The sequence below is a fragment of the Brucepastera parasyntrophica genome (genome assembly GCF_022376835.1).
Classification (GTDB): Bacteria; Spirochaetota; Spirochaetia; order Treponematales; family Treponemataceae; genus Brucepastera; species Brucepastera parasyntrophica.
Window position 1 is genome coordinate 1708288 of the sequence record NZ_CP084606.1, and the last position, 22181, is coordinate 1730468.

Consider the following 22181-nt stretch of genomic DNA (forward strand, 5'->3'; position numbering starts at 1 on the left):
GTACAGAAAGAGAATTATATTGTATAACCATCCTCCTCTAAAACTATGAATAAAAACACGTATTAATCGGTTTTTTGATCAATTTCATGGTAAAATTATTATCATCCATGTATCACCTGAACACCGGAGGATAATGTTGGAACCTAAAAGAGTAACAAAAAGAAATCAAAAGAAGCCAGAAATCGGGCGGCAAAGCTAATCGACAAAGTACAGAAAGACCTCAAACATCTCTATACATTTGAATTTCGTCTGGTCGGCTCCGGTAGTTGGGGAACTATGATGTACGATAAAGAAGGTCATTATGATGTGGATTATCAAATCTTGCTGACTAAAAACTCCAAAGCCTTTAAGGAAAAGAAATCCGGTAGTCCAACAGAAATCAAAAACACCTTTCGTGAATGCTTTAAGAAGCACGGAACGGAAAGCGAGGAATTCGAAAACTCAACCACCACAATCACCCTTGTGAATAAGGACGATAAACCCTACTCTATTGACTTTGCCATTCTAAGGGTAAATCCAGATTATAACGAAATTATCCGGCGGAACATTAAGAGAGAAACATCATCCGTCATTGAGTTTACCTGGAATAAATTGGATAACTCCCATCATGAACTGTACACATATTTTAAGAAATGCTCACCTGAACAAAGAAAATATATAATTGAACAGATCGTTATCCCGGAAAAATTCGAAAATAATAAATTGCCTGATAACCATCCAAAGAAAAGAGCATCTGTAGAAATCTTCCGTTCCGCCATAGCGAGGTATAAAAATGAGCATTAGAGAAGAAATAATTGATTATGATAAAAACAAAGAGGAAATCGAAAAATGGCTCTTTGTCAAAGGGGAAGATAAATATGCAGAGTTTTTGAAAATTATCAAAGAATGCCAACTTCCAACAACCTGGAAAAATATTTCCGACTTATACCGCTATGATAAACGGCTCTTGGTAAACTGCTTTGAATATTTTGCTTTCTTTGAAGAATACCTGCGGGCAATTATCCTGCGGGAAGATAAAAACGAAACCTATGAAAGTATCAATAAGAAGGGAGTAACATTTGGTCCGCTATCGAATAAGTTAAGCGGCTTAAATCAAGAAATAATCAGCCACTATTTTGATACAGAAAATACAAGAGAAAAATTGGCTTCCGTTCAAGATTTACGAAATCATGTTGCCCATAATCAAATCATTATTAAACTGGATTACAAAAATTATATAGCCGATTTCCATGACCTTCTACCGGAAGCATATCGACGGGGTTTTATGATGGATATTATGGCCTGCGAAAAGGGACTTTCTATTCCGGAAGAAAAGCGCATACCCATAGTAATATTACGCAAATCCTGATACTCACTCCCCGTTCACCAGCCTATACAGCTCCCCCATTTTCCCGGCCATCATCTCCAACACAAAGGACAACCCATTATAATACTGAAAGCTTTCAACCCGCTCCCCGCTGTTAATCACATTATCCCCCAAATCACCCACCACCGAAGCCAGAAACACATACCCCGCCTCAAGCTTACCCGCCAGGTCAAGCACCTCCTGGAACTGCTCGGAAGAAAGAACCTTTTCCATAAGTCATATCCTTATACATTTTGTACCAAAATATCACGCACTTAAAGTACGCAATAATAACACCCATAATGTACGTTGTCAACCGGACATTTCCGCTATACATAATATTTATGAGCGAATTGAAACGGGTCTTAATTCAAAACATCAAGAAATACAGAAAACAATTGGGTTTATCTCAAGCGGCACTTGCGGAAAAACTTCAAATCAGCGTGGATTCTATCAACAAGATTGAAAGCGGTCAAAGATATCCAAGACACGAAACCCTGGAGAAAATGCTCAAGCTATTCAAAATCCGTCCTTATCAATTATTTGTGGAAGACGACAACCTCTTCAAACGGGAAGCCTATATCAAGAAAGTTTTGCCCCAGATAACGGATGCCATTTCGGATATTCTGAGCAATAACTAATAATACGGCCTTCTGCCGAAAGTACAACTTTTTATGTATATAGGGAATAGACCTATCTTCTTAGACACCGGAGTACTCTTATACCGGAAACAAACATAGGTTTCAGGTCCGGGATGACGTTGAAAAATCAGCCCTATCCTAATTAAGCATAGTCACCCCAACAGTAAGGTATGCGGCAAAACAAATCCAGGCCATGTAGGGAATAAGCAAAAAAGAGGCGGCGGGACTAACCTTCCGGAATTCAATAAACGTAAGGACCAGAAAAACAGCCAGGGCCGCTATGACAAAACATCCGGCCAGATAATTCGCGGTACCGAAAAACACGATGGACCAGATAAAATTAAGGGCCAGCTGGATTCCGTAAAAAACCAAGGCCCTCCGTTTTTCCGTGCCCGAAGCCATGGCGGAGAATACCATGGCTGCCGCAATTCCCATCAGGGCATAGAGAATAATCCATACGGGACCGAAAACCCAGCCCGGAGGGGTAAGGGGCGGCTTAGCCAGAAGTTCAAACTTTCCGCGGATATCCCCGGCCAGAACGGCGGACAGGAAGCCCAGCGCTTCCGCGAGAAGCACACTGACAAAAGAAGCAGGAATTACGGTTTTCAAATAGGTCTTGTTTTGCATGGTTCATCCTTTTTTAAATAAATAATTTGTCCTAAAAAACACATGGTCTTTACATCAAATAATTATCGGTCAAAAAAATACAGTAATCAATAAGCATAAAAAATCATGCCCGCAAAAATGGGCGTCCTTTACCGCCTTATCAACACCGAATAGGGGCCTATCCGCAACGCACCCTAGGCAGTGGCCAAAGAGCGGGCACGGCGTATTGCGTTTGATTGGTGCAATAGTCCCAGTTGATTTAAAAAAATAGCGCCTTTATAGGCTTGGTTGAATATTTTGTACCCAGTTTTATTAATGAATATATTCATGAAAATATATTGACTTTTCATGAACTCGTGTATATTCTTATACTGAGGTACAATTATGGCAATTTTACAAGTCCGCGATATTGACGACAGATTATACGCTTCTCTTAAGCAAAAGGCTCAAAAGGAAAACCGTTCTATAAGCCAGGAAGTAATCTCGATATTAGAAAAATATTTGGCAAATCCTAATAGAATTAAAGAAAACCCAACAATGGAATTTTTGAATCTCTCATGGGAAGATGATAGGGAAGCCGATGAAATAATTAAGGAATTGAGAACATCCAGGAGAAATAAACAATCCTTTGGAGATTTTGATGGCCTACTTAATTGATACAAATATTATTATTTACAGCATGAAAGGCCATGAAAAAGTTCAGGAAAACTTTTTAAAAATGAAACGATTCCAAAGCATCTTTCCATAATAACCTATGGCGAGTTATTATATGGAGCGAAGAAATCAAAGCATGTTGAACGAAATATGGCGGAGGTGTACCGGATTAGGGATTTATTTCCCATTATTCCTATCGATATATCAATAATCGAAATATTTAGTGAATTAAAATCAAAGTATGATAAAAAAGGAATAGTTATAGATGATTTTGATTTACTGATTGCCTCAACCGCATTAACCCATAATCAAATATTAGTAACGAATAATGTAAAGCACTTTAATAAGATAAAAGAATTAAAAATAGAGAATTGGGTATAAAGAGGGACTTCCGCGCGTAGCAGCGTGTATCCGCGAACAGATAAATTAGAGTTGTTCGATACCCTCAATTATTGAACAACCCTATTGATTTACCAAAACACCTTCTTCCAAATACCACCGGGCAAATCAAATCACCCTTTGACTTTCTTTAACCCAAACAACACATTAACCACCGGAATCCGGCTGAAAATCTCATAGAGGACAATTGAGGCAATCAGAGAAAGAACCAGCACCAAAACATAATTCCAGATAGAGGGCAGCGCCAGCCCCGTGGTCAGCCAGTAGGCAATGTAAGTCATGGGGACATAGTGAAAATAATACAGCCCGTAGCTCCGCTTTGTCATATAGGCGGTAAATGTATTGCTCTTGTTAAACCAGCGTCCGGCCGCGCCCAATACGGCCAATATCATAACCCAGGTATACAGCATTACAAGCCAGTGGTTGACCACCTGCTGAAAGGGCCGGCCCCAGGACACATAGGTTTGCACAATCCCCAGAACAATTCCTCCAGCCAAAAATAGAGGGCTGTATTTTTGCAGCGTCCGCTGGATGTTATCCTGGGAAAAGAGGTAGTACCCCAGCAGGAACAGCAGGAGATACAGCCCAACCCGGAAGGTATAGGCGATGTACAGAACCTGGGCGGCGCCCCATACCGGAATAAAGAGCAGCAGCAAAAGACCTAAGTTACACTTCCCGGCCCAGGCCGAAAGACGGTCCCTCCGGTCCAGTTGCCTCACCAGCACCAACACCAGGGATACCACAAAGAGCTGCAGCAGAAACCACGACGGCCCCATTCCGTTCACCACCCGGACAAAAAACAAGGCCACCGGGGGCAGCGCCGAAAATACTTCATTCAGGTTATTTACCTCAAAGGACAAATTGGCCGCAAAGGGCCCAATCAGCACCAGGTAGCTGACAAAGGGGAGCAGCAGCCGCAGGGTCCGGTCTTTGAAGAACTGGGAACTCGTTTTCTTCGCCAGGGAGTACCGCGCGGAGATTCCGGCCACCACAAACATACACGGCATAAACCAGGGGTACAGCAGGTATCCGATGGTATCCAGCGCCGGAATACCGGGGTAATTATAACTCATCAGCGAGCCATTGCTGCAGAATGTACTCACCGTATGAAACACCAGTACCATCAGTATCACAAACCAGCGGATGTTATCCAAATAAACCTTACGCATGTTCCTTCCTCCGTACATTGACATTGTGTCTCATCTGCGCCACAATCAAAATATACGGCAGGAACCGGCGGCAAGCAATACATCCGCGGATAGTGCTTCATAATTGGCGGATATGTGACAGGAGGCAAGGACATGCAAAAGGGACAGCTCCATCCCGCGGCCACCCTATCAAAAAACCTGCTGGCAAAGGGCCTGTTTTCGCTGATGGAAAAAAAGCCCTTTGCGGATATTACCATCATGGAACTGTGCGAGACCTCCCAGGTTTCCCGCCGCACCTTCTACCGCCACTTTGATAACACCAGCCAGGTGGTGGCCTATCAGACCAAGGGCATCATCGATGAATTTACCGCGGTCATGAAGGAACAAAAAAAACGGCCCTATGAGGCGGTCATTGAGGCCTACTTTGCCTTCTGGAAACCCCACGCCCCCCTTCTGACCCTGCTCAATCAAAACAACCTGACCTATGTGATATTCACCCCCTACTTAGTTTCCCTGGGGAACTGCCCTGGCTGTTTCCGCCCCATGGCGCGGCTCATTCCAATCAGGAGGAATATTTCTGCGCGCTGGCGTATCATTCCGGCGGCCTTTGGAGCCTCCTAACCTACTGGATCATGAATGGCTGTGTCCTGTCCGAGCGGACCCTGGCGAGAACGGTGGTAAAAAGCAATAACGCCGAAAGCAGGCGCCACTCTCCGGGCTGATTTTGACAAAAAACCGGACTTTCAAATTATCCGGCAAAGCTTCGGGAACCCCGCCGGATAATTTTTTCAGGCGTAAAGATAATTTAGCAAGAATTAATAAAACACAATTTTTACGGTATAATATACTGGTTGTGTGAGGAGGAAAAAGTGAATTACCTTGAAAAGATGAAAACGGCCATTGAATACATTGAAACCCGGCTGACCCAAAAGCTGGATCTTGATGATATCGCCGGGGCTGTCCATTATTCAAAGTATCATCTGCACAGGCTTTTTTCCCGGACTGTGGGCCTGACAATCCACGACTATGTAAAGCGAAGGCAGCTTACCGAGGCGGCCAAACTGCTGGTATTCTCGGACAGGCCTATCCTTGATATCGCCCTTCTGGCCGGCTATGAGGGGCAGCAGTCATTTTCCGCCGTTTTTAAGGCCATGTACAAACAATCCCCCAACCGGTTCAGGGAACGGGAAGTTTTCTATCCCCTGCAGCTCAGGTACGAATTCGCCGGAGAGTTCCCCATGACGCAGACAGACAGGCCCCTGTTTCCTATCCGCTTTGCCTTTGAGGAAGACCTTCCTTTCTGGATGGAACTTACCCGGCTGGTAGTGGACGGCTTTCCCTGTCTGGATGAAGCCGAGCATATCCGGACCGTCCGGCAGTGCATGAAACAAAAGGAAGCCCTAATCATCACGGACGGTCAGCGTGCTTTGGGGACCATGCTCTTTTCTTATGATACCGGAACCATCGGGTTTCTCGGAGTCCACCCTCTCTGCCGCAGACAGGGCATTGCCCGGGCATTTCTTGATAAACTGACAGATGAACTGCTGCCCGAAAAAACTGCCTTCAGTATTACCACCTACCGGTCGGGCGATCAGGCCGACCCGGGACACCGGAAGGCGTTGATCTCTCTGGGCTTCGGGGAAGCGGAACCACTTGTTGAGTTCGGTTATCCCACCCAGCGGTTTATCCTTCCGAACCGGAGGAGTTTGATCCATGGGTGAAGCCGCCGCAGAAACCGGCGCGCCGGAAATCCATCCCCTGGGCCGGCGCTTTTCACTTTCCGCCCTGCTCCGGTTTGCCTTTCCTACCATATTTATGATGATGTTCTCCGGGCTGTACACTATTGTTGATACAGTGTTTGTCGCCCGGTTTGTAGGTACCAATGCCCTTTCCGCTATCAACATTGTTACCCCTGTAATTAACATCATCGTAGGCCTGGGAACCATGTTATCCGCCGGAGGCAGCGCCGTGGTAGCCCGGAATATGGGCAGCAGGAGGAACCGGGAAGCCGGAGAAAACTTTTCCCTGATTGTCCTGGCCGGGGTCATTACCGGCGCGGTGATTACCATTATGGGACTGATGTTTCTGGAACCGGTTATACGGGCGCTGGGGGCAAGCGAGGTACTGCTCCCATATGCAAAGGATTATCTTGCGATCCTTTTTCTCTTTGCCCCGGCAAATATGCTGCAGGTACTTTTTGCCAACTTTTTTGTCACCGCAGGGAAACCCGGACTCGGCATGGGGCTTGGCCTTGCGGCTGGTCTGACCAACGCCCTGCTAGATTTTATCTTCATTGTTCCCCTGGGAATGGGCATCCGCGGCGCGGCCCTGGCTACCGGGCTGGGATACCTGGTCCCGGCCGCAGGAGGCATCCTCTTTTTTTTCCATAACCGGACAGGAGGTCTGCGCTTTACCAGGCCCCGGCTGCGGTTCAGGGTGCTGGGAGAAAGTTGTTTCAACGGCTCTTCCGAAATGGTGTCCCAGCTTTCCGCCGCGGTAACAACCTTCCTTTTCAACAGGGCGATGATGAGCCTCCTTGGTGAGGACGGGGTTGCGGCCATCACTATTATCATTTACTCCCAGTTCCTGCTGACCACTTTTTACATAGGGTTTTCCATGGGGGTCGCCCCAATATTCGGTTACAACTACGGCAGCGGCAGCACGGCCCAAATAAAACGGTTATTAAAAATCTGTCTTGGTTTTATAGCGGCGGTGTCCGTCATTATATTCGCCCTCTCGGAATTGTGCGGTCCGTTCCTGGCGGGTATGTTTGCCGGAAACAGCATGAGAGTTTTCACTATCGCCCGGCGTGGATTTGTAATCTTCCCCTTCAGTTTTCTGTTCTGCGGAATAAACATATTTACCTCCGCATTCTTCACAGCATTGTCCAATGGAAAGGTTTCCGCCGCGGTCTCCTTTCTCAGAACCTTTGTATTCCTGACTGCCGGTATTCTGACGCTGCCAATATTTCTGGGAGTGGACGGCATATGGCTGGCAGTCCCTCTGGCGGAGGCAGGAACCCTGGTGGTTTCGGTATTCTTTCTGCGGAAATACGGAAAACCCCGCGGACTGATGTGTGATCCAGACAGAGATAATCGTATAATACCTTCCGGATAATGAAACAGAGTATCAGGCGGCAGCCCGGTATTGGAACACTATCTCTCTGATATCCTTAGAGAAACACAGGTTTGCATATCCTCCGCTATTCAGGGTATAGTACCTGTATCTGCAAAGAGGATTTTTACATGGCAAAAGTACTTGTGGCAATGAGCGGAGGCGTAGACAGTTCGGTAGCGGCCAGAATCCTTTTGGACCAGGGACACGAAGTCAGCGGAGTGACTCTGGAGTTGTTTTCGCCGGAAAACCGGAACCGCTGCGCCGATACCGCCGTTCAGGACGCAAAAAAAGTCGCGGACAAACTTGGCATCAGGCATTTTGTATATAACTTTGAAGAACTGTTTGATGAAAAGGTTGTACGGAAATTCATACAATCATATCTTGACGGAAAAACTCCGAACCCCTGTATTGACTGCAACCGTCATATCAAATTCGGAAAGCTGATTGAGCGGGCTGTCCTCGAAGGCTATGATTTTGTGGCTACCGGACATTACGCTCTTATTGATAAAAACGCGGAAACAGGCCGCTTTCAAATAAGAAAAGCTTCCGACCTTTCAAAAGATCAGAGCTATGTTTTATACTCTTTGACTCAGGAACAGATTTCCCGTTCACTTTTCCCTCTCGGTGCAATGAACAAAACGGAAGTCAGGGAAATCGCGGCAGGGGAAGGCCTGATTAACGCCGGAAAACCCGACAGCCAGGATATCTGTTTTGTACCCGACGGGGATTATCCCGCCTTCATAGAACGGAAAACCCCCGGGATCCCGGGTCCCGGAAATTTTATTGATCTGAACGGAAATACCATAGGCCGGCACCGCGGCATAATTCATTACACCATAGGGCAGCGCAGGGGAATAGCGGTTTCTTTCGGGAAACCGATGTATGTGGCGGATAAAAACGCGGCGGATAATACGGTTACGCTTGCCGAAAACAGCGATCTGTTCGCGTCTTCATTAATTGCCCGCGACGTCAACTTTATATCCATTGACCGGCTCGAAGAGCCCCTGCGCGTAAGCGCGAAAATACGCTATAACCAGAAAGAACAGAAGGCATGCATCACTCCCGGCCAAAACGGAACTGTCAGGGTTGATTTTGATGAACCCCAGCGGGCCATTGCTCCCGGACAGGCGGTAGTTTTCTATGACGGCGATATTGTTGTCGGCGGCGGAACAATCTGAAGTATCAGTATATCCGCCGGATTTTCGCGAAACACCGCAGATAACCAAAAAACTCTGCGAAATGGCTCAATTTTCTACAATTAATACCTATTTATGATAATTTTATGAAAATTTGACTATTCGTCAACATTTTCTTACATTCTAAGATAATGAAGCAAATTTCTCGCAAAAAAGAAGTCGTTTTAACTAAAATTCTCTATGCCGACCAGGAACATTCTTTTATCTGGTTCGGGACCGAATCAAAAAACTGTGACGGTTCGGTTAAAACGATTCTGTATCTTATCATAGACAATGATGAGGGAATGCTGCTCGATCCGGGAGACACACGGTATTTTCCGCAAATTTCCGCGGCAATAGAACAATATATTCCCATTAAACAGATAAATTCCATTTTCTTTTCCCATCAGGACCCTGATGTATTGTCTGGAATAAGCCGCTGGCTTAAGGCTACGGACGCGAAAGTATATATTTCGGCATTATGGGTGCGGTTTTTACCGCATTTCGGGATTTTTGACAGCGACCGGGTTATTACTATTCCGGACAACGGTCTGGCCATCAGACAGGAATCAGGCAATGAATTGCTCTGTATACCGACCCACTTTATGCACTCGCCGGGACAGTTCAGCCTGTATGACAAAAGATCAAAAATCCTGTACAGCACTGACGTAGGGACCGCGCTTGTTGATGACTGTTCACGGCCCCTTTTTGTGGAAAATTTCCAGGACCATCTCAAATACATTGAACCATTTCATACCCGGTATATGGCTTCGAATACGGTTGTCAGGAACTGGTGCGAAAAAATCCGGCATATCGAGCCTGAAATGATCGCTCCCCTGCACAGTCCGATATACCGCGGCGATACGGTAGGGCGTTTTCTTGACTGGCTGTCAGAACTGAAGTGCGGTTCCGATCTCGGCCTGTACGAATACTATTTCTGAAAATCAGAACTTGTAAACGTTTTCAGTTTTCCCGGTGTATAAGCGCATCGCTTCCATCACGGACATCAAATCCGGTCAATTCCTGGAAAATGCGGAGTCCGAATTGCGGCGCGACGGCAAAAAGATGGTCGAAAATATCCGACTGAATATCTTCGTACCGCACCCAGCGGGTATCATTGGTAAAGGCATATACCTCAAGCGGAACGCCCCTTCCTTCGGTAGGCAGCTGGCGGACAAGAAGCGTCATGCCCTGATGGATTCCCGGGTGCTGCTGCAGATATGTCTTAATATACATGCGGAAAGTACCAATATTGGTTAAGTGCCTGCCGTTTACCGGGCTCGCGGCGTCCGCCTGGATACTCAGGTTATATTCGGCAATCTCCTGCCGTTTGCTCCGGACATAATCCCGTATAAGGGCAATATGCTCAAAGCTGTCAAGCATTTCATCCGTACAGAACGAAACGCTGTTTATATCAAGATATAACACCCTCTTGATCCGCCGGCCTCCGGAAGACTCCATTCCGCGCCAGTTTTTAAAAGACTCGGAAATAAGGGCATAGGCCGGGATTGTTGTTATGGTCCGGTCAAAATTCCGGACTTTTACGATATTCAGGGCAATTTCGATAACATCGCCATTGGCTTCGTATTTCGGCATTTCTATCCAATCGCCGATACGGACAATATCATTTGTCGCGATCTGGACCCCCGCGACAAAGCCGAGAAGCGTATCCTTAAAAACAATAGTCAAAAAGGCGGTCAGTGCGCCGAGACCGCCGAGAAGAATGGCCGGACTTTTATCAAGAACTTCCGCCAGAATAAGAATGGTCCCCACAATGGCCAGAATAATTTTCATAACCTGAAGAAGTCCCTTGATAGGCTTCTTTTTTGAAATTTCAAAAGTCAGATACAGGGAATCTACCGCATTGATTATCGCGTTCAGGGTCAGGAGAATCATTACCTCAATGCAGATAAACAGGACTTTCTGGACCTGCTCGGCATAAACCGGAAAGGAATTCGCATAAATACGCAGAATAAGGATGGGTACCAGCCAGAATAAATAGTGAAAGACCTTGCTTTCGCGCAGAATACTGATCCAGTGGTGCTTCCCGTCTTTTACATGACGGAGGGACGGTTTAAGAATGAACAGATAAATCAGAAAAAGAATGAGAGAACTTATCCCGGCAATTAATACGGAATTTATGCCGTAAGCCAGGACGCTTGCCCATGTGCTATCGAGATTCCAGCGTAAAAATAACTGCTCAAGGGCCTGAACCATAACTTTGCGGAAACCTCCAGTAAAATACGGCCTGTCTTATTCGCGGCGAGGTATTTTATTTTTTCAGCAAGTCCGTGACAACCTTTCCGGCAATCATTAACCCGGCGGCCGGCGGAACAAAGGGTACACTGCCCGGAATTGTCCTTTTCCCCGGAACCATAGACATATCACAGTCAGCTTCCTGCACATCCCCGTCCTGGTGGGGCCGCAGCGGATCTTCGCGCGAATAAAGCACGGTCAGCTTTTTTATTCCCCGTTTTTTCAGTTCCCGTCTCATTATCCTGGCCAGAGGACAGGTCCCGGTTTCCTTGATATCGGCAAATTCAAGCCGGGTCGGATCCAGTTTATTGCCGGTCCCCATAGTGCTGATCAGGGGAATATTATACCGTTCAGCCTCCTGGATCAGAAGGAGCTTTGAAGAGACAGTATCTATACAGTCAAGTATATATGAAAAGCCGGAAAAATCAAAAGCATTCGCTGTTTCCTCTTTATAAAAAAGCTGGAGCGCCGTTACCTGTGCGGCGGGGTTAATATCAAGAATCCGTTCACGCATTACATCAACTTTGGGCCTGTCCAGCGTACTGTGAAGGGCAATTATCTGCCTGTTTATATTGCTCAGGCTGACAATATCATTGTCAACCAGTACAAAATTTCCGATACCGCTCCTGGCAAGGGCCTCGGCCGCAAATGACCCGACCCCGCCTATGCCGAAAACCGCGACGGTTTTGCCGGCAAGAATCCCGGTGGATTCAGGCCCGAGAAGTAATTCACTGCGTGAAAATTGGTTATCCATATTATCTGCTCCGAAAATAAAATACTATTAAAACGCAGGTTTTTCAATGAAATTCCATTTATTCGTGGCGAGGGTTTAGTACCCGCTGTCCCGCGGCATTTTTTATAAAAGCCTATAAAAATTTAGTTTTTATAGGCTTCATGGTATTAAAGCCGAGACCAATTCCACGGGAGAACAAAAGCCCCCGCTGCTTTGCCGCGGGGGCTTTTATTGCAATTATAATCAAATAAACATTGACCTCACTTTTTTTGTACATTATATTTTCTTATATATATAAAAAAATATTGGAATGGGGGATACAATATGGCAAAGTGTGCGATTCTTTACAAGTCAAAATACGGAAGCACCAGACAATACGCGGAATGGATAGCGGAAGAAACACAGGGAGACCTTTTCGTACTCCCCAAAGTGACAGCGGCGCAGCTGGCTGATTATGAAACACTAATAATTGGCGGAGGGCTGTACGCGGGACAGGTTTCGGGTATTTCATTTCTGAAAAAAAACTTTGAGGCGTTAAAAACAAAAAAACTGATCGTTTTTTCAGTGGGCGCCTCTTTTGATAATGAAGAAACGGTCGAAAAAATGAAAAAAGAAAACTTCCCGCCGGAAATGTGGAATTCAATAACCTTTTTCCATCTTCACGGGGCCTTGAACTATTCCGCGATGAATTTTTTTGACCGGACCCTCATGAAAATACTGGTTTCTTCCTTCAAAAAAAAGCCGCCGGAAGAACGGAACGCACAAATGCAGTATATGATTGATACATTCGGGCAAAATACCATTTCCCTGAACAGGGACTTTATCAAACCTATAGTAGAGGCCGCGAAAAACTGAGTATAATACTATAAATCTTTATTTAAGATTTTAAACACATATATTCCGGGGTATACCAAAACAGGTATTTCCCATTATTACGTAATGATTCCCAGGAGAAGACAAGTGAAACGCAAGGACATCGAATTTCGCATTTTTGTACTTATCGGAAGTCTGCTTGTTATAATAACGAGCAGTATTTTTTTCGTATTATTTGAGTATGAAGGACAAACAACCAGATTAATGCCGAGTATTATAATCGGAAGTATTATTTTTATTGTATCGCTGAACTTTCTGCTCGGACTATCAGCCAAACACTATAATTTTGATTTTAAAAAGCCCGGAATTTCCGATGAAGAATACGCCGCCGAGCTCAAAGCCCTCGGAAATGTTCCCTTCAAGGCTGTTATATATTTTCTCGTTTTTACCCTTCTGTATCTGGTAATTGTATACTTCCTGATGGGCGCGGGGGAAAGAAAACTGTATATTGATCTGCCCCTGTTTTTCGCGAATCTGTCATACGGACTGCTCGCGGCCAACTTCGTATACATAATCACGGACCGGCTTGTAACAAAAACCCTGCTTGCGCAAAAACTTACCCATTATCCCCGGGACCTCAGGGAAGGCAGGCAGGCGACAAAGCAGTTCATATATCCGGTTTCCACAACGCTGACCGCCATATTATTCGGATTTTCGCTTCCCTTCCTGATAATTACCAAAAACGGCGGCGATGTCCAGAATATGGACACCAAAGCCTGGGTATTTATCATTGTATTCCTGGGATTGTTTTATTTTTTAAGCCAGAGTCTTTCATACTTTCTGAGGCACAGTACCGGCATACTTTTTTCTTCAATCATTGTACAGCTTGAGGGCTTGTCCGCAGCCGAAAAGGATATCTCGAACCGGGTTTATATCGGATCGGTTGACGAATTGGGAACTATGGGCGGTATGGTTAACGCGTTCTGTATCAACCTCGCGGACGGCCTGCGCGAAACCAAAGACGCGCAGCAGTTTCTGATAAATTCCGGAGATGAACTCAAACAGAGTGCCGGCGGAATGTCTACCACCCTGCAGCAGATTTCTTCGGGTGTGGATACAGTCCGGATAAAAACGAAAAACCAGCTCAACAGCGTCGCGGAGTCTTCAACCGCGGTGACCGAAATTACCCAGAACATCGAATCCATGGATCGGGTTATTATGAACCAGTCCGCGAGCGTAACGGAAGCGTCCGCTTCGGTCGAGCAAATGGTCGGCAATATCAGATCAATCAGCAATGTCATGAAAAAAATGACAGAACAGTTTATGGAGCTTAATTCGTCAGTCCAGCAGAGCAGCAGCATGCAGGCGGAAAATTCCAAGCGCATTAATAATATAGCTGAACGTTCAAAGGCCCTGCAGGAAGCAAATAAAATAATCACTACCATTGCAGGACAGACAAATCTGCTTGCCATGAACGCGGCCATCGAAGCGGCCCATGCCGGAGAGGCGGGAAAGGGATTTTCCGTTGTCGCGGACGAAATCCGCCGGCTCGCGGAAACCTCCGCGGACGAATCCAAGGCAATCAGCACCGAACTGAAACAGGTTGAAAAAGCAATTGATGAAGTAGTGCAGAACGCGAAAACTTCGGAAAACGCCAACAAGCTGGTTACCGAGCTGATTACCGCCACCGATTCTCTGGTGCTGGAAGTCCAGAACGCGGTCTCCGAACAGAGTGACGGGGCTTCGCAGATACTGGACGCCCTGAAGCAGATGAATGAAATCACGTCACAGGTGCAAACCGGATCAAAGGAAATGAGTACGGGAAATACCACAATAATGACTGAAATGAATAACCTGCAGAGTTCCGCCCAGGACATTTATACCAACATGGACGAGATGCTCGGCGGGCTGCATAATATCAATACCGAAGCCCAAAAGGTTTCTTCCCAGGCTGAAAAGAACCAGGACGCGATCGCGCAGCTGGCAAAAACAATTAACAGCTTTAAGATTGATTAATACGGAACAGCCTGTTTTATAATAAAAAACCCCGGAATTTATCCGGGGTTTTTTTGTAACCAATGAGTGCCTTATTTCCGGAGTTTTCCGCCCCAGGCTTATACGATAACTACAGAGTTGTCCGCGTTTCCGTAAGATGAAGGCAGGTACTTGTCGGCGGCCCAATCGTTTTCCCAGCGGGATTCATCCATCAGATAACGGAACTGATATTCCCTGCCGGCTTCAAGTTTCAGGGTAATTGAATACAAGCCGTCCTTATTCTGCGTAAGGATATCCGAGGTATTGTCCCAGTTATTGAAATCGCCTACAAGGGCGACTTTTTTTACGCCCATGGTAGCCTCGGACGGTAATTCAAACGTCACCGTACAGGTGTCTTTCTTCTTCGAATATGTTTTATAGAGTGCCATTGTCTCTCCTCTGTTTTTTTCTTATTATATTATTAGTATAATGTATTATATATTATAACAACGTTCAATAGATGGAGCAAAATAAATGAATACTGGACGCCATTTTTTTACATCAGAGTCCGTCGGAGAAGGCCATCCGGACAAACTATGCGATCAGATCTCGGACGCAATTCTTGACGCGTGCCTCCGCGATGATCCCGCGAGTCATGTCGCCTGTGAAACCTACGCATCAACAGCGCTGGTACTCATAGGCGGAGAGATTACCACCTCAACTTTTGTCGATGTTCTGGGAGTCGCCCGGAACATTGCCCGGGACATAGGATATACCGACTCGGAATACGGACTTGATTATAATTCCATGGCTGTTCTGAATATGATCCATGCTCAGTCTCCCGACATAAACCAGGGGGTCAGCGGCACCGGCCTCCAGGAATTCAAGGGCATGCAGGGCGCGGGCGACCAGGGGATGATGTTCGGCTTTGCCTGTACTGAAACTCCCGAACTTATGCCCGCCCCGATTATGTTTGCCCACGCCCTTCTCAGGGAGGCGGCAGCCCTGCGAAAAACAAAAAAACTGGAATGGCTCCGGCCCGACGCAAAAAGTCAGGTTACCGTTGAATATGAGGGACACCGGCCCCTGCGCATTGATACCGTAGTTATTTCACATCAGCATGACGACGACATTCCCTATGAAACAATAAGGGAAAGTCTTATAGGGCAAATCATAAAACCGGTCCTTGAACCGTCCGGACTTCTGGATGAAAAAACAAAATTCTTTATAAATCCTACAGGACGTTTTGTTATCGGAGGGCCCTTCGGGGACACCGGCCTTACCGGACGGAAAATTATTGTGGACACCTACGGAGGCATGGGCAGGCACGGCGGCGGGGCGTTTTCCGGAAAAGACCCTTCCAAGGTAGACCGGTCCGCGGCTTATATGGCGCGGTACGTAGCAAAAAATATTGTGGCCGCCGGTTTCGCCGAACGCTGCGAAATTCAGGTCGCCTATGCCATCGGCGTTCCCTACCCTGTTTCCGTTATGGTTGATACTTTCGGAACAGGAACAATTGAAGAAGAGGCCATAACCGCGGCAGTAACCGAAGTATTTGATCTTTCCCCCGCGGGGATTATCAAAAAGCTTGATTTATGCAGACCCATATATCAGGAAACGGCGGCCTACGGTCATTTCGGCCGGTCCCAGTTTCCGTGGGAAAAAACCGACATGGCTGAAGCCCTGAAAAAAGCGGTAAAATAAAATACCCCGCCGCAAAGCAGCAGGGTATTTCGTTCTTCCGCGGAATTGTTCGCGGGCTTAATACGATGGCGCATCGTATATACGATACTCCATCGTATGGATTTATCAGATAACGGCTTTCATTGCGGTCATATAAGCCCGCAGTTTTTTCCCGACAATTTCAACCGGATGGGTGCGGATTTCCTCATTCACCCGGACAAGTTCCTGGTTTGAAACTGAAAAATCCTTCTGTGCGAGGCCTTTTCCGATAATATCGGTATCAACGGTTTTCATAAAATCCGCGAGAAGGGGCCGGCAGGCATTATCAAAAAGATAGCAGCCGTATTCCGCGGTATCGGAAATAACCTTGTTCATTTCATACAGCTTTTTCCGGCTGATAAGATTTGCGATAAGAGGCACTTCGTGCAGGGATTCATAATAAGCTGATTCGGCCTTGATTCCCGCGGAAACCATGGTTTCAAACGCGAGTTCGACGCCGGCCTTTACCATGGCTGCCATCAGAATGCCATTGTCAAAATATTCCTGTTCGGAAATGGACATATCCCCGGCGGGCGTCTGTTCGAAGGCTGTTTTTCCCGTTTCCTCGCGCCAGGTCAGAAGATTGATATCATTATTTTTCCAGTCTTCCATCATAACCCTGCTGAATTCACCCGAGATAATATCATCCTGGTGTTTCTGATACAGGGGTGTCATTATTTTTTTAAGTTCAACAGACAGCGCGTGGGCTCTCAGTTTGGCGGGGTTCGCGAGCCGGTCCATCATGCCTGTAATACCGCCCCATTTCAGGGCCTCGGTAATGGTTTCCCAGCCATACTGGATGAATTTTGCTGCATAGTTTTTATCCACGCCTTTTTCAACCATTTTATCAAAGCACAGAAGAGAACCGGTCTGGAGCATTCCGCACAGAATGGTCTGTTCACCCATAAGGTCCGATTTTACTTCGGCGATAAAGCTTGATTCAAGAACACCGGCCCGGCTTCCGCCCGTACCGACTGCAAGAGCCTTCGCGATGGCCCAGCCCTTTCCTTCGGGATCATTTTCCGGATGGACCGCTATAAGCGTAGGTATTCCGAAACCTCGGCTGTATTCTACCCTTACCTCGGAACCCGGCCCTTTGGGAGCCATCATTACTACGGTAATATCCTTGCGGATTTGCATGCCTTCCTCGACAATATTGAATCCGTGACTGTACCAGAGTGAAGAACCCTTTTTCATAAGGGGCATAACCGATTCTATAACATTGGTATGCTGTTTATCGGGCGTAAGATTCCCGACCAGATCGGCTGAAGGTATCAGTTCTTCATAGGTCCCTACTTTAAACCCGCTTTCGGTTGCGTTTTTCCAGCTGGCGCGTTTTTCCGATATGGCTTCGCTCCGGAGCGCGTAGCTGACATCCAGGCCTGAATCGCGGAGATTCAGCCCCTGATTGAGGCCCTGCGCGCCGCAGCCTATAATAACAATCTTTTTCCCCTTGAGGGCGGCTGTTCCGTCAGAAAATTCATTCTTATCCATAAATCTGCAATGGCCGAGCTGCATTAAGGCTTCCCGCCAGGGAATCGAGTTAAAATAATTCATTTATTATCATCTCCTGTACATATATATTTTGAACAATTTCAGAAATAAAACCAGATAGTTATAATAAACATTCGCGGCCTTTAAAGCAATGTCCGCGGGCAATAGTGAGGAAAAGATGTATTTTTACCGGAAAACAGGCAGCCGGACCAGTTTGTCAGAAATAGACTCCCACACCCACAAAAGGTCCGTTATATCTCTCGACCAGATCATTCCCGTCTGTATACATATTCCAGAAGCGCCAGCCGGCAGAAATTTCCCACCGGTTCAGCATAACCCCGATTTTAAATTCCATTTCATTTATATAAAAATATTCAAATATCTGTATACCCAGCCTGGCGTCCAGCACGATGTATTTAATCAGATATGAACGCATTTTAAGGCCGAAGGCTCCGCCGCTCCTCTCCATAATGCCGCGCCAGACCAGCCATTCGCCGTACACGCTCAGACTGAAGGGATTGGTCTGGAGAAGGGAAAGGGTTCCTCCGAGACGGAATATGCCGAGATAGTCTTCGCCGTCCATCACCATTGCGGCCTCAAGATAGGGTCCGAAAAACCTGAAAATACTTCCCTGAAATGAAGCCCAGGGGCCATATCCCAGATTATTCATATAAAAACCCTGAATTTCAGTGGAAAACCAGTGATTTTTTTTCTTTTGCATGGTTCCCTGCGCGGATATATTATAGGTTTCCGGCAGGCCCATATACACAAATTTATTTGAATGGTGGGGATATTCGCCATAGGTTACCCCTCCGTTAGTTAAAAACCAGAGAGAAAAGAATAACTCAAACATTCCCGAAGATGAGCTGCTGTCTGAAGAACTGCTTTTTGTCGCCTCTTTTTCGTCCTTGTCTTCTTTTTTACTTTCACTCTTGCTTTCAGCCGCTTCCACATCTTCCTTGAATTTGCCGAGCTGGGCATAGATGCCCGTATTTGCGCAAAAGAAAATAACAGTAAATATCAGTATTACTTTTCTTTTCATAAGGAAAATTTACCATGTTTTCGGCAAAAACCCAATGCTTTATATATATTTTTACATTATAAAGGGCTTTACCTTTTAAAAGAGACCTTGATTATAGGACAACACTGCGCGTTTTTTACTCTATCGTAAATTCGTTTATAGCCCTGTCCATTTTATCTATTGTTTTCTGGTTTTCCGCGGCAAGCTCTGACACGCCATGAGCCGTATTATGTATATCCCCGATTCGGCTTACGATTCCGTCAACGCTGGAATGCACCTCATTTGACGCTGCGGTAAGCTGCTCGATTTCCTTAAGTATTGTGGTGCTTCCGGCATTCATACCCGCCGCGCTGGTTTTTACCCTGCCCGTAATATCATTCATATCTTTCAGGGATTCCATAGTCTGTCTCGCGCCGGTTTGCTGTTCATCTATGGCCTTGGTTACTTCGAGTACAAGATTCTTGGTACTATCGATTTTTTCGGCAACAAGGGAAAAAGATTCCACGGAAAGGGAAGAAGCGGACACTATCTTCTGGATTATCTGCTCCACAAGTTTCAGTTCACTGTTGATTTTCTGGGATTCACGGGAAGAATTCTCCGCGAGATTTCTGATTTCGTCGGCGACAACGGAAAATCCGCTCCCGGCCTCACCGGCATGGGCCGCTTCAATAGCGGCGTTCATTGCCAGAAGATTTGTCTGGGCCGCGATAGTCGAAATAATCTTGTTCGCCTGCTGGAGGGCTTTGGATCTTTCAACAATTTCCGCGACACTCTGGCTGCTTTCCGACTGTTTGGTTTTTCCCGATTCGGCAGCCTTGTTTAAGGCCTCAAATTCGTTATACATAACATCAATTGATTTATCTATTGAATTGATATTTTCTACCATTTCTTCTATGGACGCGGACGCCGTGCTGATACTTTCCGACTGCAGCCCGATTAATGTATCCAGCTCATTGATATTGTTGCTCACAACGCTAATAGCCTCGGATGAATCGGCGACATTCTGCAGCTGCTGCTGCGACATCTGCCCGATTTTATTCACCCGGACCGACATATCATCAAGACTTCCGACAGTATTTTTTGAACTGTCATCCAGTTTTACGCCCGATTCCTTTAAAAGAACCTGTCCTTCTTTCAGTTCCGAGAGACCGGCCTGAAGGTTTTCACAGAAGGTATTCATCATTCCGGAAATATTCCCGAGTTCATCCACGGAAGAAATGTGAATACGCTTTGTCAGGTCTTTTTCAGATTCGGTCAGCCCGTCGAATTGGGACAGCACCGCGTCATAATTCATTTTGTTCATTTTTCTCAACGAAAAAACGGCTATAATTGCAAGCCCAGTAAAAACCGTTACCAGAGCGAAACAGTTCCGCCAGGTCGTCATATCCATGTTGCTGATATTTCCGCCTACAATATCTATGAGCAGAAAAACGTATGAAAAAGCAAAGACGAGGGTATCAACCATGATAAAAATGGTCGTTAAGGCAGAAGAATTCACCTGTCCGTTTGTACGCAGTGAAGCCGGATATTGAGTCAGTTTGCTTTTCAGCAGCGTTTTCATCACAAGCTGCTGCAGAAACGCATACATATTTGTTGTGATTACCATGCTGCAGGTAAAAATAAACCCAAAAAAAGCCAGCCCGATCCATTTATAAATCGAAAACAGGTTCCCGCCAAGAAAAACAAGCAGGACATACAGCGCGGTTAAAGGTATCATCAGAAGAAAAATTTTTATAGGGACTGAAGAAAGTTTTTTCAGGGCAGTCTCATATTCACCCGGCTTATTCTGCAGTTCGGAATAGTTGACTGAAAACCTTTTTACAAAAAAACGGCCGGTCACAAAAGATACTGCCAGAAACAATAATCCATTTACGGCAATCGCAAGCAGGAGCCGCCCGTCAAAGGACTGAAAATTCCGGAAGATCGTAAAGGTTGCTATATTTATCAGTACAATACTGATATTGGTTAAGGCAATAACAAGATGAAACAAAAATACAGAATTATACATAAAAAAAAGACCTCTTCTATAAGATTATTTCCATGTTAAAACGGATATTGTTAAGTCTATGCCCTTTTTCTAACGGTGTCCAGCGTTTTTTAAGCCGGCGGGCATCTCCGGACCGGAATTCGCCTCAAATACGCAGAGGCACAGCGTAATGTAAAACAAAGTGTTGTTATACAAATTTATGTATTCCGGGTACTATTGCCGGAACCGGACGGTTCCGGTGCAATATGAAACACTGTATGCGCGGTTTATTCAGATGACCCGCGCATACCTTTCCGCGGGTTTTTATTTCAGTAAAAACTGGACCGCTACTTTTGTTGTTATTTCCTGTTCTCCTGTCGGTACATGACTGGAAGGAACCGCGTCCTGCGCTACAAGCCTTTCATACTGGATATTGCTCTGGGTCCCGTAAAATATATTGGTATTGGCGTCTTCATTAATGGTCAGGACCTTTACGATACCGAGGCCGGAAAGCCGCGCGAATTGGACCGCTTTCTCATAGGCTTTCTGGTAAGCCAGTTCCCTGGCTTTTTCGAATAATTCGGTTTTTTCTTTTACATCAAAAGAAACATTGCTTATTCTGACCGTATCAACAGCGGATATTCTGTCCAGTAAGGCAGGGAGCCTGTCGGTATCGGCATTTATATCATTAACTGTTACTGAAATACTCTGGCTCGCCCGCTGGCCTACCCAGACAGACCGCCCGTTCTGGTATTCGGTTTCAGTATCATAATTCAGGCTTACTGTTTTGATGTTTGTATCATCTATATTTGATTCTTTTAATATGTCCAGAACCTGTTTGACTTTTCCATCGACCACCTGTTTCGCTTCTCTGGTCGTAGGCGCCACGTATGAAAAGGTTACCAGCATTTGGACCATATCGGGCTGGGCAAATACCGTTCCCGTCCCGGAGACTGAAACAGTACTTACATTTGACGCTGCTTTATCGCAGCCCGCCAACAGCAGTGAAAAAAACAGTATCCCCGCAGCAAAAATCTTACAGTTATTTTTCATAAAATCCTCCACAGATAGTATTATACATCCTGAATGATTATATTAACACGGAATTCCCTGTAAT

The 22181-nt window shown here is 45.9% G+C and carries 23 protein-coding genes; 13 read left to right on the plus strand and 10 right to left on the minus strand.

The annotated features are described in order from the left end of the window. Positions 1-276 precede the first annotated feature (276 nt). Both K7I13_RS08145 and K7I13_RS08150 read left to right on the plus strand, forming a co-directional pair. Complete coding sequence (locus K7I13_RS08145) at positions 277-783, plus strand: hypothetical protein (protein WP_255944779.1); 507 nt, start codon at positions 277-279, stop codon at positions 781-783. Further along, positions 773-1348 carry a hypothetical protein gene (locus K7I13_RS08150; RefSeq protein WP_255944780.1) on the plus strand — a complete coding sequence of 192 codons (576 nt, stop codon included), beginning with the start codon at positions 773-775 and terminating at the stop codon, positions 1346-1348. The genes K7I13_RS08145 and K7I13_RS08150 overlap by 11 nt, the downstream gene beginning before the upstream one ends. A gap of 3 nt (positions 1349-1351) precedes the next feature. On the opposite strand, the gene K7I13_RS08155 is transcribed toward K7I13_RS08150, so the two are convergent. Further along, positions 1352-1579 (minus strand): hypothetical protein, encoded by a 228-nt coding sequence (locus K7I13_RS08155; RefSeq protein ID WP_255944781.1) that lies wholly within the window; start codon positions 1577-1579, stop codon positions 1352-1354. A 110-nt stretch (positions 1580-1689) separates the two neighbouring features. Between K7I13_RS08155 and K7I13_RS08160 the strand changes: the two genes are divergently transcribed. Further along, the gene (locus tag K7I13_RS08160) at positions 1690-1986 is read left to right on the plus strand and encodes a helix-turn-helix domain-containing protein (protein WP_255944782.1); all 297 of its coding nucleotides are present in this window, start codon (positions 1690-1692) and stop codon (positions 1984-1986) included. A gap of 138 nt (positions 1987-2124) precedes the next feature. Here K7I13_RS08160 and K7I13_RS08165 read toward each other — a convergent pair whose 3' ends face one another. Next, on the minus strand, positions 2125-2613 hold the full coding sequence (locus K7I13_RS08165) for a TspO/MBR family protein (RefSeq protein WP_255944783.1): 489 nt from the start codon (positions 2611-2613) through the stop codon (positions 2125-2127). Between the two features lie 363 nt (positions 2614-2976). Between K7I13_RS08165 and K7I13_RS08170 the strand changes: the two genes are divergently transcribed. Beyond that, positions 2977-3249: a FitA-like ribbon-helix-helix domain-containing protein gene (locus tag K7I13_RS08170; protein WP_255944784.1), complete on the plus strand. Its 273-nt coding sequence runs from the start codon at positions 2977-2979 to the stop codon at positions 3247-3249. A gap of 90 nt (positions 3250-3339) precedes the next feature. Then, positions 3340-3627: a PIN domain-containing protein gene (locus K7I13_RS15650; protein WP_439647486.1), complete on the plus strand. Its 288-nt coding sequence runs from the start codon at positions 3340-3342 to the stop codon at positions 3625-3627. Positions 3628-3758: 131 nt separating this feature from the next. Here the strand turns inward: K7I13_RS15650 and K7I13_RS08175 are convergent, their stop codons facing one another. Then, complete coding sequence (locus K7I13_RS08175) at positions 3759-4814, minus strand: acyltransferase family protein (protein ID WP_255944785.1); 1056 nt, start codon at positions 4812-4814, stop codon at positions 3759-3761. Between the two features lie 132 nt (positions 4815-4946). Here K7I13_RS08175 and K7I13_RS08180 point away from each other — a divergent pair, with 132 nt between their 5' ends. The 5 genes from K7I13_RS08180 (at position 4947) to K7I13_RS08200 (ending at position 10026) form a co-directional block, all read left to right on the plus strand. After that, on the plus strand, positions 4947-5414 hold the full coding sequence (locus tag K7I13_RS08180) for a TetR/AcrR family transcriptional regulator (protein ID WP_255944786.1): 468 nt from the start codon (positions 4947-4949) through the stop codon (positions 5412-5414). Between the two features lie 248 nt (positions 5415-5662). Beyond that, complete coding sequence (locus K7I13_RS08185) at positions 5663-6514, plus strand: GNAT family N-acetyltransferase (RefSeq protein WP_255944787.1); 852 nt, start codon at positions 5663-5665, stop codon at positions 6512-6514. Beyond that, positions 6507-7910: an MATE family efflux transporter gene (locus tag K7I13_RS08190; protein ID WP_255944788.1), complete on the plus strand. Its 1404-nt coding sequence runs from the start codon at positions 6507-6509 to the stop codon at positions 7908-7910. Before K7I13_RS08185 ends, K7I13_RS08190 begins: the two co-directional genes overlap by 8 nt. A 128-nt stretch (positions 7911-8038) precedes the next feature. Continuing rightward, complete coding sequence (gene mnmA, locus K7I13_RS08195) at positions 8039-9088, plus strand: tRNA 2-thiouridine(34) synthase MnmA (protein WP_255944789.1); 1050 nt, start codon at positions 8039-8041, stop codon at positions 9086-9088. A gap of 149 nt (positions 9089-9237) precedes the next feature. Then, complete coding sequence (locus K7I13_RS08200) at positions 9238-10026, plus strand: oxygen-binding di-iron domain-containing protein (RefSeq protein ID WP_255944790.1); 789 nt, start codon at positions 9238-9240, stop codon at positions 10024-10026. Between the two features lie 22 nt (positions 10027-10048). On the opposite strand, the gene K7I13_RS08205 is transcribed toward K7I13_RS08200, so the two are convergent. Beyond that, positions 10049-11302: a mechanosensitive ion channel family protein gene (locus K7I13_RS08205; protein ID WP_255944791.1), complete on the minus strand. Its 1254-nt coding sequence runs from the start codon at positions 11300-11302 to the stop codon at positions 10049-10051. 55 nt (positions 11303-11357) lie between these two features. Next, the gene (locus K7I13_RS08210; protein ID WP_255944792.1) at positions 11358-12095 is read right to left on the minus strand and encodes a tRNA threonylcarbamoyladenosine dehydratase; all 738 of its coding nucleotides are present in this window, start codon (positions 12093-12095) and stop codon (positions 11358-11360) included. A 303-nt stretch (positions 12096-12398) separates the two neighbouring features. Between K7I13_RS08210 and K7I13_RS08215 the strand changes: the two genes are divergently transcribed. Both K7I13_RS08215 and K7I13_RS08220 read left to right on the plus strand, forming a co-directional pair. After that, positions 12399-12929: a flavodoxin domain-containing protein gene (locus K7I13_RS08215; RefSeq protein ID WP_255944793.1), complete on the plus strand. Its 531-nt coding sequence runs from the start codon at positions 12399-12401 to the stop codon at positions 12927-12929. Between the two features lie 105 nt (positions 12930-13034). Next, complete coding sequence (locus tag K7I13_RS08220; RefSeq protein ID WP_255944794.1) at positions 13035-14903, plus strand: methyl-accepting chemotaxis protein; 1869 nt, start codon at positions 13035-13037, stop codon at positions 14901-14903. 98 nt (positions 14904-15001) lie between these two features. Here the strand turns inward: K7I13_RS08220 and K7I13_RS08225 are convergent, their stop codons facing one another. Next, entirely contained in the window at positions 15002-15310 is a 309-nt protein-coding gene (locus K7I13_RS08225; RefSeq protein ID WP_255944795.1) for an isoamylase early set domain-containing protein, read from the minus strand. Between the two features lie 85 nt (positions 15311-15395). Here K7I13_RS08225 and metK point away from each other — a divergent pair, with 85 nt between their 5' ends. Continuing rightward, the gene (gene metK, locus K7I13_RS08230) at positions 15396-16565 is read left to right on the plus strand and encodes a methionine adenosyltransferase (protein WP_255944796.1); all 1170 of its coding nucleotides are present in this window, start codon (positions 15396-15398) and stop codon (positions 16563-16565) included. Between the two features lie 105 nt (positions 16566-16670). On the opposite strand, the gene ilvC is transcribed toward metK, so the two are convergent. From ilvC to K7I13_RS08250, 4 genes are all read right to left on the minus strand, one after another. Next, positions 16671-18140 (minus strand): ketol-acid reductoisomerase, encoded by a 1470-nt coding sequence (gene ilvC / locus K7I13_RS08235; protein WP_255944797.1) that lies wholly within the window; start codon positions 18138-18140, stop codon positions 16671-16673. 154 nt (positions 18141-18294) lie between these two features. Beyond that, the gene (locus tag K7I13_RS08240; RefSeq protein ID WP_255944798.1) at positions 18295-19119 is read right to left on the minus strand and encodes a hypothetical protein; all 825 of its coding nucleotides are present in this window, start codon (positions 19117-19119) and stop codon (positions 18295-18297) included. A gap of 115 nt (positions 19120-19234) precedes the next feature. Further along, positions 19235-21106, minus strand: a complete 1872-nt coding sequence (locus K7I13_RS08245; protein ID WP_255944799.1) for a methyl-accepting chemotaxis protein — start codon at positions 21104-21106, stop codon at positions 19235-19237. A 282-nt stretch (positions 21107-21388) separates the two neighbouring features. Next, positions 21389-22117, minus strand: coding sequence for an SIMPL domain-containing protein (locus K7I13_RS08250; RefSeq protein WP_255944800.1), 729 nt, complete (start codon positions 22115-22117; stop codon positions 21389-21391). Positions 22118-22181: the final 64 nt, after the last annotated feature.

Coding starts and splice junctions, on each gene's coding strand:
- K7I13_RS08160 (WP_255944782.1), top strand. CDS start 1,690: ATGAGCGAATTGAAACGGGTCTTAATTCAAAACATCAAGAAATACAGA.
- K7I13_RS08215 (WP_255944793.1), top strand. CDS start 12,399: ATGGCAAAGTGTGCGATTCTTTACAAGTCAAAATACGGAAGCACCAGA.
- K7I13_RS08250 (WP_255944800.1), bottom strand. CDS start 22,117: ATGAAAAATAACTGTAAGATTTTTGCTGCGGGGATACTGTTTTTTTCA.
- K7I13_RS08175 (WP_255944785.1), bottom strand. CDS start 4,814: ATGCGTAAGGTTTATTTGGATAACATCCGCTGGTTTGTGATACTGATG.
- metK (WP_255944796.1), top strand. CDS start 15,396: ATGAATACTGGACGCCATTTTTTTACATCAGAGTCCGTCGGAGAAGGC.
- K7I13_RS08150 (WP_255944780.1), top strand. CDS start 773: ATGAGCATTAGAGAAGAAATAATTGATTATGATAAAAACAAAGAGGAA.
- mnmA (WP_255944789.1), top strand. CDS start 8,039: ATGGCAAAAGTACTTGTGGCAATGAGCGGAGGCGTAGACAGTTCGGTA.
- K7I13_RS08155 (WP_255944781.1), bottom strand. CDS start 1,579: ATGGAAAAGGTTCTTTCTTCCGAGCAGTTCCAGGAGGTGCTTGACCTG.
- K7I13_RS08170 (WP_255944784.1), top strand. CDS start 2,977: ATGGCAATTTTACAAGTCCGCGATATTGACGACAGATTATACGCTTCT.
- K7I13_RS08145 (WP_255944779.1), top strand. CDS start 277: ATGATGTACGATAAAGAAGGTCATTATGATGTGGATTATCAAATCTTG.
- K7I13_RS08225 (WP_255944795.1), bottom strand. CDS start 15,310: ATGGCACTCTATAAAACATATTCGAAGAAGAAAGACACCTGTACGGTG.
- K7I13_RS08200 (WP_255944790.1), top strand. CDS start 9,238: ATGAAGCAAATTTCTCGCAAAAAAGAAGTCGTTTTAACTAAAATTCTC.
- K7I13_RS08210 (WP_255944792.1), bottom strand. CDS start 12,095: ATGGATAACCAATTTTCACGCAGTGAATTACTTCTCGGGCCTGAATCC.
- K7I13_RS08240 (WP_255944798.1), bottom strand. CDS start 19,119: ATGAAAAGAAAAGTAATACTGATATTTACTGTTATTTTCTTTTGCGCA.
- K7I13_RS08205 (WP_255944791.1), bottom strand. CDS start 11,302: ATGGTTCAGGCCCTTGAGCAGTTATTTTTACGCTGGAATCTCGATAGC.
- ilvC (WP_255944797.1), bottom strand. CDS start 18,140: ATGAATTATTTTAACTCGATTCCCTGGCGGGAAGCCTTAATGCAGCTC.
- K7I13_RS08180 (WP_255944786.1), top strand. CDS start 4,947: ATGCAAAAGGGACAGCTCCATCCCGCGGCCACCCTATCAAAAAACCTG.
- K7I13_RS08245 (WP_255944799.1), bottom strand. CDS start 21,106: ATGTATAATTCTGTATTTTTGTTTCATCTTGTTATTGCCTTAACCAAT.
- K7I13_RS08190 (WP_255944788.1), top strand. CDS start 6,507: ATGGGTGAAGCCGCCGCAGAAACCGGCGCGCCGGAAATCCATCCCCTG.
- K7I13_RS08165 (WP_255944783.1), bottom strand. CDS start 2,613: ATGCAAAACAAGACCTATTTGAAAACCGTAATTCCTGCTTCTTTTGTC.